This window comes from Flavobacterium rhamnosiphilum (assembly GCF_004349195.1).
Classification (GTDB): domain Bacteria; phylum Bacteroidota; class Bacteroidia; order Flavobacteriales; family Flavobacteriaceae; genus Flavobacterium; species Flavobacterium rhamnosiphilum.
The window spans coordinates 132,016-149,062 of sequence record NZ_SMLG01000010.1 but is presented as its reverse complement, the minus strand read 5'-3'; the positions used below and the strand labels follow the sequence as shown (position 1 = coordinate 149,062).

General features: G+C 33.7%; 17 protein-coding genes. 8 read left to right on the top strand and 9 right to left on the bottom strand.

Annotated elements, in window-relative coordinates:
* Positions 1-33: 33 nt before the first annotated feature.
* The 3 genes from E0I26_RS13175 to E0I26_RS13165 are packed head-to-tail and all read right to left on the bottom strand — an operon-like array spanning position 34 to position 2,095.
* Positions 34-1,167, bottom strand: a complete 1,134-nt coding sequence (locus E0I26_RS13175; RefSeq protein ID WP_131916929.1) for a hypothetical protein — start codon at positions 1,165-1,167, stop codon at positions 34-36.
* Positions 1,168-1,175: 8 nt separating this feature from the next.
* Positions 1,176-1,700, bottom strand: a complete 525-nt coding sequence (locus E0I26_RS13170) for a hypothetical protein (protein WP_131916928.1) — start codon at positions 1,698-1,700, stop codon at positions 1,176-1,178.
* Entirely contained in the window at positions 1,697-2,095 is a 399-nt protein-coding gene (locus tag E0I26_RS13165) for a hypothetical protein (protein WP_131916927.1), read from the bottom strand. Before E0I26_RS13165 ends, E0I26_RS13170 begins: the two co-directional genes overlap by 4 nt.
* 535 nt (positions 2,096-2,630) lie before the next feature.
* Between E0I26_RS13165 and E0I26_RS13160 the strand changes: the two genes are divergently transcribed.
* Positions 2,631-3,071, top strand: coding sequence for a hypothetical protein (locus E0I26_RS13160; RefSeq protein WP_131916926.1), 441 nt, complete (start codon positions 2,631-2,633; stop codon positions 3,069-3,071).
* A gap of 194 nt (positions 3,072-3,265) precedes the next feature.
* On the opposite strand, the gene E0I26_RS13155 is transcribed toward E0I26_RS13160, so the two are convergent.
* From E0I26_RS13155 to E0I26_RS13130, 6 genes are all read right to left on the bottom strand, one after another.
* Positions 3,266-4,378, bottom strand: coding sequence for a peptidylprolyl isomerase (locus tag E0I26_RS13155; protein ID WP_131916925.1), 1,113 nt, complete (start codon positions 4,376-4,378; stop codon positions 3,266-3,268).
* A 36-nt stretch (positions 4,379-4,414) separates the two neighbouring features.
* Complete coding sequence (locus E0I26_RS13150) at positions 4,415-5,542, bottom strand: peptidylprolyl isomerase (RefSeq protein ID WP_131916924.1); 1,128 nt, start codon at positions 5,540-5,542, stop codon at positions 4,415-4,417.
* Positions 5,543-5,556: 14 nt separating this feature from the next.
* Positions 5,557-6,210, bottom strand: coding sequence for a gliding motility-associated peptidyl-prolyl isomerase GldI (gene gldI / locus E0I26_RS13145; protein ID WP_131916923.1), 654 nt, complete (start codon positions 6,208-6,210; stop codon positions 5,557-5,559).
* Between the two features lie 3 nt (positions 6,211-6,213).
* Complete coding sequence (locus E0I26_RS13140; protein WP_131916922.1) at positions 6,214-7,218, bottom strand: DHH family phosphoesterase; 1,005 nt, start codon at positions 7,216-7,218, stop codon at positions 6,214-6,216.
* 69 nt (positions 7,219-7,287) lie between these two features.
* Positions 7,288-8,544 carry a voltage-gated chloride channel family protein gene (locus tag E0I26_RS13135; RefSeq protein WP_131916921.1) on the bottom strand — a complete coding sequence of 419 codons (1,257 nt, stop codon included), beginning with the start codon at positions 8,542-8,544 and terminating at the stop codon, positions 7,288-7,290.
* A 34-nt stretch (positions 8,545-8,578) separates the two neighbouring features.
* Complete coding sequence (locus E0I26_RS13130) at positions 8,579-8,989, bottom strand: RidA family protein (protein ID WP_099714710.1); 411 nt, start codon at positions 8,987-8,989, stop codon at positions 8,579-8,581.
* Between the two features lie 284 nt (positions 8,990-9,273).
* On the opposite strand from E0I26_RS13130, the gene E0I26_RS13125 reads away from it, so the two are divergent.
* From E0I26_RS13125 to E0I26_RS13095, 7 genes are all read left to right on the top strand, one after another.
* Positions 9,274-9,885, top strand: a complete 612-nt coding sequence (locus E0I26_RS13125; protein WP_131916920.1) for a hypothetical protein — start codon at positions 9,274-9,276, stop codon at positions 9,883-9,885.
* Positions 9,886-10,025: 140 nt separating this feature from the next.
* Positions 10,026-10,718, top strand: coding sequence for a hypothetical protein (locus tag E0I26_RS13120; protein ID WP_131916919.1), 693 nt, complete (start codon positions 10,026-10,028; stop codon positions 10,716-10,718).
* 211 nt (positions 10,719-10,929) lie between these two features.
* A complete protein-coding gene (gene guaA, locus E0I26_RS13115) occupies positions 10,930-12,459 on the top strand; it encodes a glutamine-hydrolyzing GMP synthase (protein ID WP_131916918.1) in 1,530 nt (509 codons plus the stop codon).
* 130 nt (positions 12,460-12,589) lie between these two features.
* Positions 12,590-14,542, top strand: a complete 1,953-nt coding sequence (locus tag E0I26_RS13110) for a LysM peptidoglycan-binding domain-containing protein (RefSeq protein WP_131916917.1) — start codon at positions 12,590-12,592, stop codon at positions 14,540-14,542.
* The gene (locus E0I26_RS13105; RefSeq protein ID WP_131916916.1) at positions 14,542-14,943 is read left to right on the top strand and encodes an OsmC family protein; all 402 of its coding nucleotides are present in this window, start codon (positions 14,542-14,544) and stop codon (positions 14,941-14,943) included. Before E0I26_RS13110 ends, E0I26_RS13105 begins: the two co-directional genes overlap by 1 nt.
* Positions 14,944-15,029: 86 nt before the next feature.
* Complete coding sequence (locus E0I26_RS13100; protein WP_099714715.1) at positions 15,030-15,263, top strand: DUF3820 family protein; 234 nt, start codon at positions 15,030-15,032, stop codon at positions 15,261-15,263.
* 152 nt (positions 15,264-15,415) lie between these two features.
* Complete coding sequence (locus E0I26_RS13095; protein WP_131916915.1) at positions 15,416-17,029, top strand: CTP synthase; 1,614 nt, start codon at positions 15,416-15,418, stop codon at positions 17,027-17,029.
* Positions 17,030-17,047 lie beyond the last annotated feature (18 nt).

Here is a 17,047-nt window from a genome sequence, read left to right as displayed (position 1 = left end):
ACTTTACATAGGAGTAGCTGTTGTGTGATGTTTTTATTTATTTTTTGATAGTTCCAATTTATAGTTAAAATTTGATCTATCCCGATGCGGAGCTGGGACATATACAACTTCCCCATCAATTATTTTGTCAAGCTCATGTTTAGCTAAAAAAATAGGTCTATGCTCAAAATATTCATCCATAAAAAGAACTCGGGTAGAGTCATTGTCATAATCTTTCAGAAACTGATAGTTCATAATTTGATTATCATATTTGGATAAATTTTTACAAGAAATATTCAATGGATAGTCGCCCCCAATGAAAAATTTATCATAATATAATAAGTTAAGAATTAACTCTTTATTGTTTACTTCAATTTCATTTATTAGCAAGTCAGAATCTCCTCTAAATGCTGTTTTGTCCTTTTTTCGGTAAAGTAGTTGGAAATAATAATAATCCCAAAAACTATAAGGGCTGTCTTTTACAAAATCACCATATTTATTAAATGAACCTAAAATAGATTCTTGGTCTAAAAGTAAATCGCTCATTGATTTGGTTTTGTCTAGTGATTGTGTGGAAAATGATTTTTCTGAATTACTATTTATCATTAACCCATTAAAATGAGCAAAAAACATATCAGGAACTAGATTGTCAATATATTCTAAACCATAAGGCATCACTATGGAATCAATCTTTCTTTTTACTTCATTAAATGATAAATTGTATGATTTTTTTATAGAAATTTTTACTTTATAGTTGTCCCGAACAACAACACTTCCTGTAAAAATTGTATCTGTTTTATATACAGCATAACTCACCCCAGATCTCAATTCACTACTAACAAGTTCTTTAGTTCTGGTTTCCCTGATGTTTCCTTTGCAATTAAGTTGTAAATTAATTCTTTTAGGAAAGCCGTTATTTTCTTGTATGCCTTCTGTTTCAAAATCACTATGAGTAACAAAAATGGTATTGTATTCTATTGGAATATTCTCAAAATAGTAATATTTTTTGGTACTATTGTATTTAGCAATTATGGGTTTCTTTTTATATCCCTCCAAGGTTACTTTAGCATTATTGACATTTTTTTGTTGGCAGGCATCCTTGAGATAAATTGCAATGGAATCTGATTCTTGAGAGAAGCATAGCATACTATAAAAAAAGGACAAAATAAAATAGCGTAAATTATTCATAATAAAAATTATTCTATTTTTTCATAAACATCAGCACAACCTTCATCACAAATAATTTGATATTCTGGGGTGACAGGACTTAAATACATTTTTTCAGAGTCATTTTTATCAGGATAGAAAAGATAAAAATAATCTCTCTTTGGAAACTTGATATGCAGTTGCTCTCCGTTAATTTCATATGTTCCTTTTTTACCAAACTTATCGGTTATAATATTGCCATTTTCAAAGGTGATTGTAATACCGTTTTCAATTGGGATACTAAAATTTTTGGCTCCATTATTTCCTAATCTTTCAATTTGTTTCCATTTTCCTAGTAATGAAAATTCTTTTATTTGTGCCTTACACCCAAAAATAAGAATAAAAATGATTAATAATGAGAATGCTTTTTTCATAGGTAATTTGTTATTTAAATTCTCTTTCTCTTGAGCCTGCTGCAAAATAGCACACAACGTTCCGAGGCTAGGCGAAGTGCCTGTGTTGCACCTGCGGCAGGCATTGCGCTTAGCCGCTGTTGTGTGCTGTTTTAATCTCAACCTTTTATGTGTGGAATTTTTCGGTTTTTTGTTGACTTTAATTTTTTATAACTAATTATTAACTTCTTGTAATTAGGATGTTCGATCGTGTCAATAACTAGCATTATGGTTTGTCCACAAATACCTACATTATCATGTCTATCATGTTCTTCGATTGCCTTATCAATGTATAACGTATCATTTACAACTTCGGCATTCATTAATTCCGGTGCAGGATTGTCACAGCAAGCGCCTCTGAAATTTAATATTTCACGAGCTACTTTACTTCTATCTAGTTTTATCCATCCAAATTTATCTTTGGAAGGATAATCGCCTCTAACAAATTGAATTTTTTTTGTTTGTGCTGATGCGATAACTGAGTATGTTAGGAATGTAATAATTAATATTTTTTTCATTGTTTCTTAATTCCTGGATTTCTAAAATAGCACACAACTTGTTTATATGTCTGACGATGTCCGACTTATCCACCTTAAATTGGGTTGCTATGTCTGACAACGTCATATTTTATTAAAATCAAATATATAAAAATAATAGTACAAATTGGAATTTTGGTTTGAAGTTGGATATTGATTTTTGGAATTGCCATTGCAGTTGATCTGCGTGAGGGATAGCAGTGAAAATCCTCCCGATTTTTCTTCGGGAGATTGAAACGTATAGCCCGACCCGCTTTTTCAGCGGGTCACGCCCAAATTTTGAATTTCGGGATGGAGATTGGTGTTTCGGTACCGCTAATTTTTAAATAAAAAAGGTAGTGGACTTTGTGAAAAACTTTGCGAACTTTGCGGTCAAATAAATGAATATGAAATGAGCATAACGTAAACTCGAAATAAACCCCGGTAGCGCTATGCGAAACAAAGTTCAATGACATCCAAAAATAATATCAACTGTCATTAATTACATATTCCTTTAAAAAACAAATATAAACTACGTATGAAAATAAATCCAAAAAACGGAATTGACAAGCTCATTTTCGGAATGAAACAAAATGACGTTACCGCTATTTACGGTAAACCGGACAGGAATTACAAGGATGAAGATGATAATGTGATTTTTGCCTACAACAAACTAAAAATGCGTTTGACTTTCTATGTGGAGGAAGAATTCAAATTGGGTTATATCGTGGCTTCGAGTGCGGAACTGGATTTGTTTGGGAATAAAATAATCAATAGAAAAATCAGCGAGGTCAAAAAAGATTTGGTTGTCAAAGGAATAACGAAATTCACTCAGGAAGAATTCGACACGTTCGAAAACTATTTCAACGAGGAAAACTGGATTATTTTTCAAACGGAATTTGATGAGGTGGTGAAATTTGAGATTGGTGCCATTATCAATCAAAAAGATGAATTTGACTGGAAATTTGGAAAGAAATAATAGTCTAAGAGTAGCGGTCTGTCTAATTTAGAACTTACATGAACTTATATTTCTTATGTGTTTTAAAATCTAACCATATAAGGAATATAAGTTCCTGTAAGACTGGAGCGAAATTTAAAAGGATAGCGCATAAAAAACCCGTCTCGTTTTTAGGAACGAGACGGGTTTTTTAATGTAAACGGATGTTTTTATTATTAGTTAATTTTAAGTAGTTCTACTTCGAAAATTAAGTCTGAATTTGGTGGAATCACACCACCTGCACCTTGCTCCCCATAAGCCAAATAGGATGGAATATAGAATTTATACTTAGCACCTTCTTTCATTAATTGAACACCTTCAGTCCAACCTTTTATTACTTGGTTTAAACCAAAGCTAATCGGTTCACCACGTTGTACGCTACTATCAAAAATTTTTCCGTCTAAAAGCATACCCGTGTAATGTACTTTTACATTACTTGATGCTATAGGGGATGCTCCTGTTCCTTCTTGTAATACAATATATTTTAGTCCGCTTGCAGTTGTTTTTGCATTTGAAAATTCTACTGCCACTTTTGGATAGGCTAAAAAGTTAGCTTCAGTATTTTTTTTACATTTAGCTAATTTCTGCTCAACTTCTTTCTTAGCGTCTTCGGCTTTATTGGCATAATAATCCGAGAACACTTTTGGAGCATCAAATTTTTTGGCTAAAGCTCCTTTTCTAACGATGGTAATCTTAGTAATCACATCATTTTGAGCAATAGCGTTAACTACATCTTGTCCAGTTATAACGTGACCAAAAACAGTATGACGACCATTTAAGTAATTGGTTTCTTTGTGCGTGATAAAGAACTGGCTTCCGTTAGTTCCTGGACCAGCATTAGCCATGGCTAAAACACCTGCTTTGTCCATTTTTAATTCAGGTAAACATTCATCTTTGAACACATAACCTGGACCACCAGAACCATTTCCTAAAGGATCACCTCCTTGAATCATGAAGTCACTAAGTACACGGTGAAATTTTAAACCATCAAAAAAAGGTTTTCCTTTTAGTTTTTCATCGGTTACAAAAGCATTTTTACCTTCAGCAAGTGTGATGAAGTTAGCTACGGTAACCGGAGTTTTTTTGTATTCTAAATCAAGAACAATATCTCCTTTATTTGTAGCAATTGTTGCGAAAATCCCTTCTATTACTGCTGGTTTTTTTACAGCAGGTTTTACAGCAGTTTTCACCGTTGTCACAGGTTTTTTAACCGGAACAGCTTTCTTTGTAGTTTGAGAATGCAAGTTTAACATTCCCAGAAATAATAAAAACAGAATTTTAAATTTCATTTTTTTAAGTATTTAAGGTCTAACTTTTTTAATCTGTTATTGTTGAGGCATTGTTTCCAATAATTCAATTTCAAAAATAATATTAGCGCCTGGCGGAATTACGCCTCCGGCTCCCGCTTCACCATATCCTAATCGAGATGGAATAAAAATTACAGCTTTGTCTCCAAAAGATAATTTTTCCAGTCCTTCAATGAAACCAGGAATCATACCATCTTTTTTCCCGGCTTGAAAAGGGATGGGTTGGTACCCGTTTTGAGCCGCTCTGTTTTCATCGTATTTTCCAAAAGTCTTAGAAACACTTTCGACACTGGCATCAAATAATTCCCCGTCTTCAAGAAAACCGGCGTAGTGTATGAAAACATGGGTGCCATTGGCAGGTTTTTTACCGCCAGCTTTTTTTGTGATTACATATTGCAATCCTGTAGGTGTTTTTGTTGCTTTTGCTTTTAAAGCGGTGAAATAAGCAATTTTTTGTTCCCGAACTTCCTTGTATTTCGCGTCGTAAATTTTTTTGTTTTCAGCAGCAATGGCCGCTTTTTTCTTTTGATTTTCAGATTCTATTGAAAAATAATCATTGAATGTTTTTACAGCATTAAACTTTTTGGCTGCTTCACCATTTCTTATGATGGTAACTTTATTGATGTAATCATTTTGTACAATCTTGTTTACAACATCCATTCCTTTTTCGACTACATGACCAAAAATAGTATGCTCTCTGTCTAACCAAGGCGTTGCAAGATGCGTGATGAAAAACTGGCTGCTGTTAGTTGTAGGTCCGTTGTTGGCCATAGCCAAAACGCCACCTTTATCAAATCTTAAATCTGAAAATTCGTCTTTAAATTTATAACCGGTATCTCCTGATCCTGTTCCTAAAGGATCGCCCGTTTGAATCATGAATTCTGGAAGTACTCTATGAAATTTTAATCCGTCAAAAAATGGTTTGCCTTTGAGGTTTTCATTGGTAACAAATTCATTTTTTCCTTCGGCTAAAGTTACATAGTTAGCAACAGTTATAGGTGCTTTTTCGAAATCTAATTGTACAATTATTTCTCCTTTATTGGTTTCTATTTTTGCATATAAACCATCAGGAAGATTGTTGTGCTCTTCTTTACAAGAGTAAAATGAAGCAATAACTAGGAATGCGAATAGGATCTTTTTTTTCATTTCTAAATTTAATTTTATTGAGTTATAGTGTCTTTGGGTTTTATTACGGTTTTGGTTTCTGGTTTTGCTGGTGCGGGTGTTGCTTTTAGTTGGGCTTCACTTTCTTTTTTATACACTGCTTCCGATTTAAAATCAAGTAAAGTTACAGTACATATTAAAGGCTGGTTGGTACCAATTTTTTTGTCGTCTCCATGATAACCATATCCCATATTTGATGGGAAAAGGAAACTCACTTTTTCGTTTTTTCGCATTAATTTGATACCGTCACGCAATCCCATCATGATGTTTTGCTTGTCTACATAATAGATTTGTGGTCTTAATTCCAATTCAGAATAGATAACAGCACCTTTTAAATCTTTTATTTCGTAGTCAAAAAATGCCACATCACCTTTTTTGGGAGTAAGGGAATCGATTTCATTTTTCGTCACATAAGTATACCAATATCCTTTTTGGGAAGCGATGTATTTTACATTCGGATTGCTTTTGATTAAAGCCTCAATTTGAGTTTCTTCGTTGGCAACCAGTTTTTTATTGCGTGCGATTGATTTCTTCATGAAGCTTCCGGAAGTCTGTGAAATAGGCTTTCGGGCATCCTGATGCTGTTTACAGCCTGAAACGAGTAGGGATAAAAAGAACCCAAATACGATTAACGTACTAAATTTTGACATCTATTATATTTTTAGCGTTGTTACTAAATCTTCAAATTTCCGTATCGTTTCTTCCATCGATACTTCTGATTTTCCACCGGCAGCATTGCGATGTCCGCCACCATTGAAATAATCTCTGGCAAATTGATTGACATCAAAATCACCTTGTGAACGAAATGAAATCTTGATGATTTTTTCTTCTTTATTTTCGATAAATATAGCGGTAAAAACGATTCCTTTTATACTTAATCCGTAGTTTACAATTCCTTCGGTATCGCCTTTTACATAATCAAAAGTATTCAACTCGTCTTGAGTAAGGGTAGTATAAGCGGTTTTGTGTTCCGTCAGCACTTTCATATTTTGAAGTGCTCTTCCCAATAATTGCAGTCTTCCAAAAGAGTTGTTGTCAAATAATAAGGTTGGAATCTCCGTATTTTCGACACCTAAATCAATTAATTCAGCGATAATTCGATGGGTTGTTCCTGTTGTTTTTGGAAAACGAAAAGAACCTGAATCAGTAAGGATTCCGGTGTAAATACAAGTTCCTATAGTTTTGTCGATGTCTTCTTTTTTTCCAAGAAATAAAATGAAGTTATAAATCATTTCACAAGTGGAACCAAACGAGGTGTCTGAATAGGTAAATGCGGCATAATCATCTGGTTTTTGATGATGATCAATCATGATAAATGGCGCTTTTAGCTTGGCTAAAGCATGTTCCATTTCACCTACGCGGTGCAAAGCATTAAAATCTAAAGTGAAAATAAGTTCTGCTTCTTCCAGTATTTTAGTGCAATTTTCTTTGTCTTTTTCGTATACTTTTACGGTTTCTGATCCGGGCATCCACGCCAGAAAATCAGGGAATTCATTTGGAGAAACCACCACAGGATGGTGATTGTTTTTTAACAAAAAATGATATAATCCTAAGGTAGAGCCCATGGCATCTCCGTCAGGACCTCGGTGTGGGATTATGGCAATCTTTTTTGGAGTTGATAATAACAACTGTATCGCTTGAATGTCTTGTATTTTCATAGATTGCGAAATTACATTTTTTTAATGTAAAGTTGAAATCATTTGTGTAATTAACAAACTTTTACAATGTTACAAAAGTTCCATATTTTTTCTTCTTAATTTTTGATACACCTGGTATTTTGCTCCTTTTACTATCTGGGCATTATAAATTCCCACCGACCCCGAAGAAAAATAAGCGATAAGACAAGCAATACCAATAAAAATCCCGCTTTCTATCCCGAAAAGTTCCATTCCCATAACCGTACAAGCAATAGGAGTGTGGGTTGCTCCCGAAAAAACGGCTACAAATCCCATTCCTGCTAAAAGTGCGATAGGTAAAGGAACTACAATCGATAAAGCACTTCCTAAAGTAGCACCAACGAAAAATAACGGAGTTACTTCACCTCCTTTGAATCCTGCGCCCAGCGTAAACCCTGTGAATAGTATTTTTAAAATAAAATCATACGAAGCATTTGGATTAGAAAAGGAATCAACAATCGCCGGTATTCCCAAACCAATGTATTTTGTAGTTCCAATGCAGTAAACTGCCACCGCAAGAATTATCCCTCCAATAAAAGGACGAAGCGGAGGAAAGGATATGGTTTTTGAAAATAAACGACTCCAAAAATGCGTACTCCGAGAAAATAGCATAGCGGCTAAGCCAAAAAGAATACTTACTGAAATTATCCAAAATAAGGTTGTGAAACGCATTTCGGGAAGGATTGGAATGCTATAATGAGTATGTTTTACGTGCCAGAAATCAACGGTGAAATAAGCGATGTATGCCGTTAAAAAGGACAACGGAATGCTTTTATAACTGATTTTGCTGAAATATAGAACTTCCAAAGCAAACAAAGCTCCAGTCAAAGGCGTTCCAAAAACGGAGGCAAAACCAGCGCTAATTCCTAGGATGATTAGTGTTTTTCTGTCGGTATTATCAAGCTTGAAGATTCTTGTAAACTGATCGGCGATGGCGCCACCCATTTGTACGGCTGTTCCTTCACGACCCGCTGAACCTCCAAAAAGATGTGTGATTAAGGTGCCAAAAAGTACTAATGGAGCCATTTTTAATGAAATTATTTTTTGAGGATTTTCGTATTCTTCCAGCAACAAGTTATTGCCTTTAACTACAGATTTCCCCCAATAATAGTAGACCAATCCTATCATCAAGCCGCCTATTGGCAAAAGCCAAATCATCCAGTTGTTGTGTTCACGATACTGTGTAACCCAATCCAGCGTCACTAAAAAAAATGCGGATGCTGATCCCGAAAAAATGCCTGTTAAAACGCAAATGAAAATCCATTTGAGTGTGAGAAACATTATTTTTTTAGCGTTTTCTAAATTCATTATTGGGATTGAAGGCGTGTTTTTTGCAAAAGTATTATAATCCTTCTTGAATTAACGGTTTTTCAGAAGCTATCGCTGTAAATTCGATTTCAACTAAGTATTCAGGGGCTACCAGTTGATTAATTCCGTAGAAACCAGTAGTTGGTTTTATGTCTTTAAAGAATTTGGCATGAGCTGTTGCTACTGCTTCAAATGTAGAAACGTCAGTAGTGAATATACGGGTGCGAATGACATCTTTCATGCTGACATTCAGGTCTTCCAGAACTTTTTCTACGCGTTCTAAAATGTTTAGTGTTTGGGCATGAGCATCGTCAGCTTTTACTTTTTCACCATCAACAATGGCTACCGTTCCTGATACTTCAATGATATTTCCAATGCGTACTGCACGGCAATATCCCATTTTGTCTTCCCATGGTGAGCCTGTCAATATGTTTTCTCTTTTCATTTTAATTGTATTTAGGTATTATTTTACATTGTTTAAATGCAATTTTTGGTGTGGCATAATATTTGCAATTTATAAAAAATACTGAAATGAAAAACAGTAATTTTTAATTAAAAAGTTCAATTTTTGTTGAGAAATGTTAGAATAGTATCTGTTCTAAAACGCAATAAATTTAAAAATTGAATGTTATAAATGAAAGTTAAATTATACTGCAATTAGTCATTCTATATGATTAGTTTTTTATTTTTAAAATTTTACAAGCACAGATAAACTAATTTAAAAAAGTTATGAAAAGGATTTTATTTTTAATGATTGCAATAAGTATGTCTTTAAGTGGATATGCCCAGAATGAATTTAGTTCAAAATTTAAACCAATTCCGCCTAAAAATAATGCCCCTAAAATTAAAAAAGTAACTCCGCCAAAAGCAGATTTGCCAAAAATCGCTTCGCCAAAAGTTATAAAAAAACTGGAACCATCATTACCTAATAATGTCTCTAAAATCGATTTTGTTAATCCTAAGGGGATTAATAAAAAAGAAGTGAGTCCAGAACGTGTTACTTACAGAAGAAATCAAAATTTAGGTAATTTCAAAACTACATCAATTACATCCAGAATACGATATCGAGATGCTGCATACGTTGATGGAGATAAGATTAGAGTATATTTAAACGATAAGGTGATAGATTATGAAGTCGTTATGGATGGAGAATTTAAAGGGTTCGAGATAAAATTAGAAAAAGGAATTAATAAGATTGATTTTGAGGCATTAAACGAAGGATTTGCTCCGCCTAATACAGCAGAATTTCAAGTTTATGATGATAAAGGAAGTCTTATTTCGGATAGCCAATGGAATCTTGGTATGGGCTTCAAAGCAACCATAATATTAATGAAAGAATAGAAAGGGATAATTTCAAAATTCAATTTTCCAATTCGGTAAAAACAAAGAAAATTAATTTACGCTATTTTTGTGAATTTAAGCCATTGATTTTTTTATTTTAAATTTTTAATAAATATTGATTCGTCAACGTCCAACTTAGTATGAAACAGTTTCTTTTTTTTATAATAATTATTGGTATAGCTTCAAAAAGCTTTGGTCAGGGTGATTTTAGTACAAAATTCAAAGCAATTCTACCTATAGATAGAAGTCCAAAAATTAAAAAAGTAATCCCGCCGGAGATCGATATACCGGCTATTGCAACTCCAAATGTTTTTAAAAGCTCTGAAATTAAAACGCCCAGTTCAGTATTAAAAATTGGAGAAGTAAGCACTATAAGCATGACTCCAAAAAATGATTTTATTAATCCAGGAGATGTTTATATGGATAAAATGGAAAAGGATTTAGGTAAAACATTAGTTAAAGAGGGTTTGAAAGAAGATTCTAGACTTTTAGTTAAAATTGATGTCAATTTTGGAGAGATTAGAACTAAATCAAAATACTTTATAATTAAATTTCGTGATTTTGGACAGATTGATGGAGATTTAGCGAGAGCATCACTTAATGATGCAGTTGTAGAAGATAGATTGGTAATGAAAGATAATTATCAGCAATTTAAAATATTTTTTAAAGAAGGAATAAATACATTTGTAATAGAAGCTCTTAATAAAGGTTCATTAGGAGGGAATACAGCTGAATTTCAGATTTATGATGCGGAAGGAAAGTTTATTAAATCTGATTTTTGGGAAAATTGGGATGCAGGTGTAAAAGGAAAATTTCTAATTATTAAAGAATAAAGAGTTAGATAGAATTGCACCAATTTTTAATCCTAATTTTAGTTTAAATTAATTTTTAGATTGCCTGATTCGCTTCCGAAAATGATACTGTCAGGTTTTTTTATAGGGTTATTCTGTTTGATTTTAGAGGAATACTCTAAGGTTGACAAATAAAAAGAATATTTTTCAAAAATCAATTTTTCAATTCAAAATATAAAAAGTATTTTTGCGCATGCAACACAACGTACTTATTTTAGATTTCGGATCGCAATATACACAGCTTATTGCGCGTAGAGTTCGCGAATTAAATATATTCTGCGAAATCTTCCCTTACAATCATTTTCCGAGTGATTTATCAAGTTATAAAGCCGTAATTCTTGGAGGTAGCCCTTTTTCTGTTAGAGGAGAAGATGCTCCACATCCAGATTTATCTCAAATTAGAGGAAAGCTTCCTATGCTGGCCGTTTGTTACGGTGCGCAATATTTATCCCATTTTAGTGGTGGTGAGGTAGCAGCTTCAAATACAAGAGAATATGGTAGAGCCAATTTGTCTTTTATAAAAGAGAACGAAATTTTCTTTGAAGGTGTTTCTGAGAACAGCCAAGTTTGGATGAGCCATAGTGACAGTATCAAAGTATTGCCAACCAATGGAGTAAAGCTTGCAAGTACTCACGATGTGGAATTTGCCGCTTACAAAATTGAAGGGGAAACAACTTATGCCATTCAATACCATCCTGAGGTTTTCCACTCTACTGATGGATCAAAAATGCTGGAAAACTTTTTAGTGAAAATAGCAGAAGTTCCTCAAAACTTTACACCAAATGCTTTTGTTGAGGAAATGGTGGCAGAATTAAAAGAAAAATTACAAGACGACAAAGTAGTTCTGGGTCTTTCTGGAGGGGTAGATTCTACAGTAGCGGCAGTTTTATTGCATCAAGCTATTGGGAAAAACCTATACTGTATTTTTGTAAATAATGGTTTGCTTCGTAAAAACGAATTCCAAAATGTATTGGACCAATACAAGGGAATGGGTTTAAACGTAAAAGGAGTAGATTCAGGAGATCGCTTTTTGTCGGAATTGGCAGGAGTTAGTGATCCAGAAACCAAACGTAAAATTATTGGACGTGTATTCATCGAAGTTTTCGATGATGAATCACACCTTATAGAAGATGTAAAATGGTTGGCGCAAGGAACAATCTATCCTGATGTTATTGAATCAGTTTCGGTAAAAGGACCTTCGGCGACTATTAAATCGCACCATAATGTAGGAGGTTTACCTGATTACATGAAATTAAAAATTGTGGAGCCTTTACGCATGCTTTTCAAAGATGAAGTACGTAGAGTAGGAGCTTCATTAGGAATTGATCCAGAATTATTAGGAAGACACCCTTTCCCGGGACCAGGATTGTCCATTAGAATTTTAGGAGATATTACGCCAGAGAAAGTTAGAATTTTACAAGAAGTAGATTCTGTTTTTATCGAAGGATTGAAATCTTGGGGATTGTACGATAAAGTATGGCAAGCAGGAGCAATTTTGCTTCCGGTTAACAGTGTAGGTGTAATGGGCGATGAGCGTACTTATGAAAAAGTGATTGCGCTTCGTGCAGTAGAATCTACTGATGGTATGACTGCTGATTGGGTACATTTACCGTATGATTTCTTGATGAAAATATCTAATGATATTATCAATAAAGTAAAAGGAGTAAATAGAGTGGTGTATGACATTAGTTCAAAACCGCCTGCAACTATTGAGTGGGAATAATAATTTAGATTTTAATCTAAATCTTTGAACATCATTATTTTTTAATGTTCTCTATAAAACGGTATCAAATTTTTGGAATAAAATTTGATACCGTTCCGTTATTAATGATTGAATAATTTTATAAATAAAAATGATGAAATATTTTTTTGCGATTTGTATAACGGCTTTGTTTTTTAATTACAGTGTTTTTTCACAAGAAAAAACTACTACACATAAAGTAGAGAAAGGAGAGACAATCAATCAGATTGCACAAAAGTATAAGGTTACTCCATTTGATATCTATCAATTAAATCCAGATGCACAAAGTGGTTTGAAACCCAATAGTGTTTTACTGATTCCAAAAAGCAACGGTAAACAAAAAGTTGCGGTTCAAGCTAAGGCAAATGCGAAAACTGTAACCCATGAAGTAGCGCCAAAAGAGACTTTGTATGGTATCGAAAAAAAATATGGTGTTTCTGACGAAGCATTAAAACAAGCAAATCCTTTTCTAGAAAAAGATGGATTGCAAATAGGGCAAACCCTTACTATTCCTTCTGGTATTGGACAAAAAAACACTACTCCAACACAAGCAAAAGTAGTATATCATGATGTTCTTCCAAAAGAAACCAAATATTCTATTGCCAAGAAATATGGCATTACCATTGGAGAATTGGAGAAAAAAAATCCTGAAATAGTTTCGAATTTACCTGTTGGTTATAAATTAATTATCAAAGGAAATCCCGAAACTTCGGGACCAAAAGTGGATAAAACTGCCACAGTGGTTGAATCCAAAAAAGAAATTATAAAAGCGAGTCCTGAAAAAGTTTCTACCGCAGTTAATTATTTGAATTATGTGGTGAAACCAAAAGAAACACTTTATAGTTTATCAAATATGGCAGGAATGAGTCAGGAAGAATTAATTACTCTTAATCCTGCTTTATCTCAAGGTGTTGTGGAAGGTATGATTTTGAAATTTCCGGCAACGATTAGTTTCCCGCAGGAAACCAAAAAGGAATACGCTGTAATCTCAAAGAAAAGTAACAGCAGAAAAAAATTAGTACTCCTTTTGCCTTTTAATATTTCAAAAATTGCAGGAGATACTGTCAATTCCACTGCAATGCGCTTGAAAAAAGACAAATTCTTGAACATGACTTTAGATTTTTATGCAGGAGCTTTGGTGGCAATTGATTCGGCTAAACAACTGGGACTTGCTATAGATGTGAATATATTTGATTCTCAGGAAACTAAAAACACCTCTACTATTGCTGCAATAATTAAAGAAAATAATCTGGAAAATTCCGATGCTATCATTGGGCCTTTCTATCAAAATAATGTTGAAAAAACCGCTGAATTATTAAGTACAAATCAAGTGCCTGTGATTTCACCTTTGTCAAAAGACACGGGTAATTCATTTGGCAATATGTTTCAAACGATTCCTACTACCACAGCCGTTAAAAATGCCATGTTCGATTTCATGAGAGCGAAAAATGGGAATATTGTAGCGGTAGTCGATAAGAAAAAAGAATCGGTTATACAGTTTATTAAAGAGAATCATAAAGATGTAAAATTTTCAGCGCTTAATGCAAATGGTGGTGTATCTGCTGAAAATTTAAAAAGTTTATTTGTGAAAGATAAAATAAACTATGTGGTGATGGAAACAGCAAATACGGGAATGATTAAATCAACAATAGCGACTATGTTAAGTGCTATGGCTGTTTATAAAGTGCAATTGGTTATTCTGGAACCAAATGAAACATTAGATACGGATGAAATCAGTTTTGTAAATTTAACAAAGTTGAAATTAATGTATCCTTCTGTTACTCGTGAAAATGAATCTCCTGAAGCTTTAGTTTTCGAAAAAGAATTTAAAAAGAAGAATAAAATTTACCCTAGTGCATTTGCCACACGAGGTTTTGATATTACTTTTGATACCATGATGCGATTGTCACAAGGTAAAAAATATCAAGAAACGGTTGACAATACTGCTACGGAGCAAGTAGATAATAAGTTCGAATTTTACAAAAAAGAAGACGGTGGTTACATTAATAAAGGAGTGTATATCTTATACTATGACACTGATTTAACTATAAAACAAGCAAACTAATGACATCAATAGTGACTTATTTAGGGGATTTAAGAACCTCTTCAATTCATATACAATCAGGAATTGAAATTATTTCGGATGCTCCTGTAGACAATAATGGGAAAGGTGAGGCTTTTTCTCCGACGGATACTGTTGCCAATGCTTTGGCAAGTTGTATGATGACTATTATGGGGATAAAAGCACGTGATCTGGAAATTGATTTGAAAGGGTCAACTGCTGAAGTCACTAAAATCATGAATGCTGAACCAAGACGCATCGGTGCAATAGAAATTACTTTTGAGATGTATGGAGAAGCAGATCAAAAGAATAAAACCATTCTGGAAAGAGCGGCTATGACCTGTCCTGTTTTTCTGAGTTTAAATACCGAAATCGAAAAACGTATTATTTTTAACTGGAAATAAAGTGGAATATTGAAAAAAGAGGCAAGAAGTACGATTTATTTAATAGTCTTACTTCTTGTCTCTTTTTTCTTTTTTTCTCCAAAAAAATGGATCAAAACCAAAAACAACTCATCAAACTTGCTCATACTAAAATGCCTTTTGGTAAATACGAAGGAAAGTATCTTATTGACTTGCCTGAATATTATGTGGTTTGGTATAGCAATAAAGGATTTCCGAAAGGGGAGTTAGGGCAACAACTTCAACTCATATATGAGCTAAAATTGAACGGATTAGAGGAATTGATACGAAATATTAAAAAAAGATACCCGAAACCACTTTAATTTATGAATTCAATAATGTTCTGAATTTTAAATTGGAACATTTAGTAATTCTTAAATTTCCAAATTATCTCATTTTCAAATTAGCTTTTTCTCAATTTATAATTGTATTTTTGCCAAGTTTTTTACACAACTACAACACAAACAACAACAGAATGAATCAAACGAAATATATTTTTGTCACTGGCGGTGTGACTTCTTCTCTGGGGAAAGGAATCATAGCAGCATCTTTGGCAAAATTGTTACAAGCAAGAGGATACAGAACAACAATTCAAAAATTTGATCCTTATCTTAATGTTGATCCGGGTACTTTGAACCCTTATGAGCATGGAGAATGTTATGTAACAGATGATGGTGCAGAAACGGATTTAGATTTAGGGCATTACGAGCGTTTTTTGAACGTTCCAACCTCTCAGGCAAATAATGTTACAACTGGTAGAATTTATCTTTCGGTAATAGAAAAAGAACGCAGAGGAGAATTTCTAGGGAAAACGGTTCAAGTTGTACCTCATATTACCAACGAAATTAAAGAAAGAATGCAATTGCTAGGTAATTCTGGCGATTTTGATATTGTTATTACCGAAATTGGAGGTACAGTAGGAGATATAGAATCATTACCTTATATAGAATCCGTTCGTCAATTGGTTTGGGACTTGGGCGAGAATAATGCTATCGTAATTCACCTTACTTTAGTACCTTATTTGGCTGCCGCAGGAGAATTGAAAACAAAACCGACACAACATTCCGTTAAAACATTGATGGAAAGTGGTATCAAAGCGGATATATTAGTTTGTAGAACAGAGCATGAACTTTCGGATGAGATTCGCAATAAATTGGCCTTATTCTGTAATGTAAAAAGAGAAGCTGTTATTCAATCTATTGATGCTTCGACTATTTATGAAGTGCCAAATTTAATGCTGGAAGAAGGACTTGATGTGGTAGCGTTAAAGAAATTAGATTTGCCTAAAAAAGCCGCTCCGGATTTAAAAAACTGGAATACTTTTTTACGCAGATTGAAAAATCCAAAACATACTATAAACATTGGTTTGATTGGTAAATATGTAGAAATGCAAGATTGTTACAAATCTATTTTGGAAGCATTTATTCATTCAGGTGCCGCAAATGAAACCAAAGTAAATGTGATTTCTATTCATTCAGAACACATTGACGCAACAAATATAAACGAGAAATTAGCCGGTTTAGACGGAATTCTTGTTGCTCCTGGTTTTGGAGAAAGAGGAATCGAAGGAAAAATCGAAGCAGTTCGTTATGCCCGTGAAAATAAAGTGCCGTTTTTCGGAATTTGTTTGGGTATGCAAATGGCAATTATCGAATATTCAAGAAATATTCTTGGTTATCCAGATGCTAATTCTACTGAAATGTATGAGCAAACGCCGCATCCAGTTGTCAACCTTATGGAAGAGCAAAAAACGATTACTGATAAGGGTGGAACGATGCGTCTTGGTGCATGGAAATGTGATCTTAAACAAGATTCATTGGCATACAAAATCTATGGGAAAGAGACTATTTCGGAACGTCACCGTCACCGCTATGAGTACAACAGTAATTATGTAGCGCAATTACAAAATGCGGGATTGATTGCTTCAGGAGTGAATCCAGATACAGGATTGGTTGAGATTATAGAAATAGAAGATCATCCATTTTTCATCGGGGTACAATACCATCCGGAATACAAAAGTACGGTAGCAAACCCGCATCCTATTTTTGTGAGTTTTGTGGCAGCAGCCGTTCAAGCAAAGAAAAAATAGTTTTTGTTTTTTGAAACA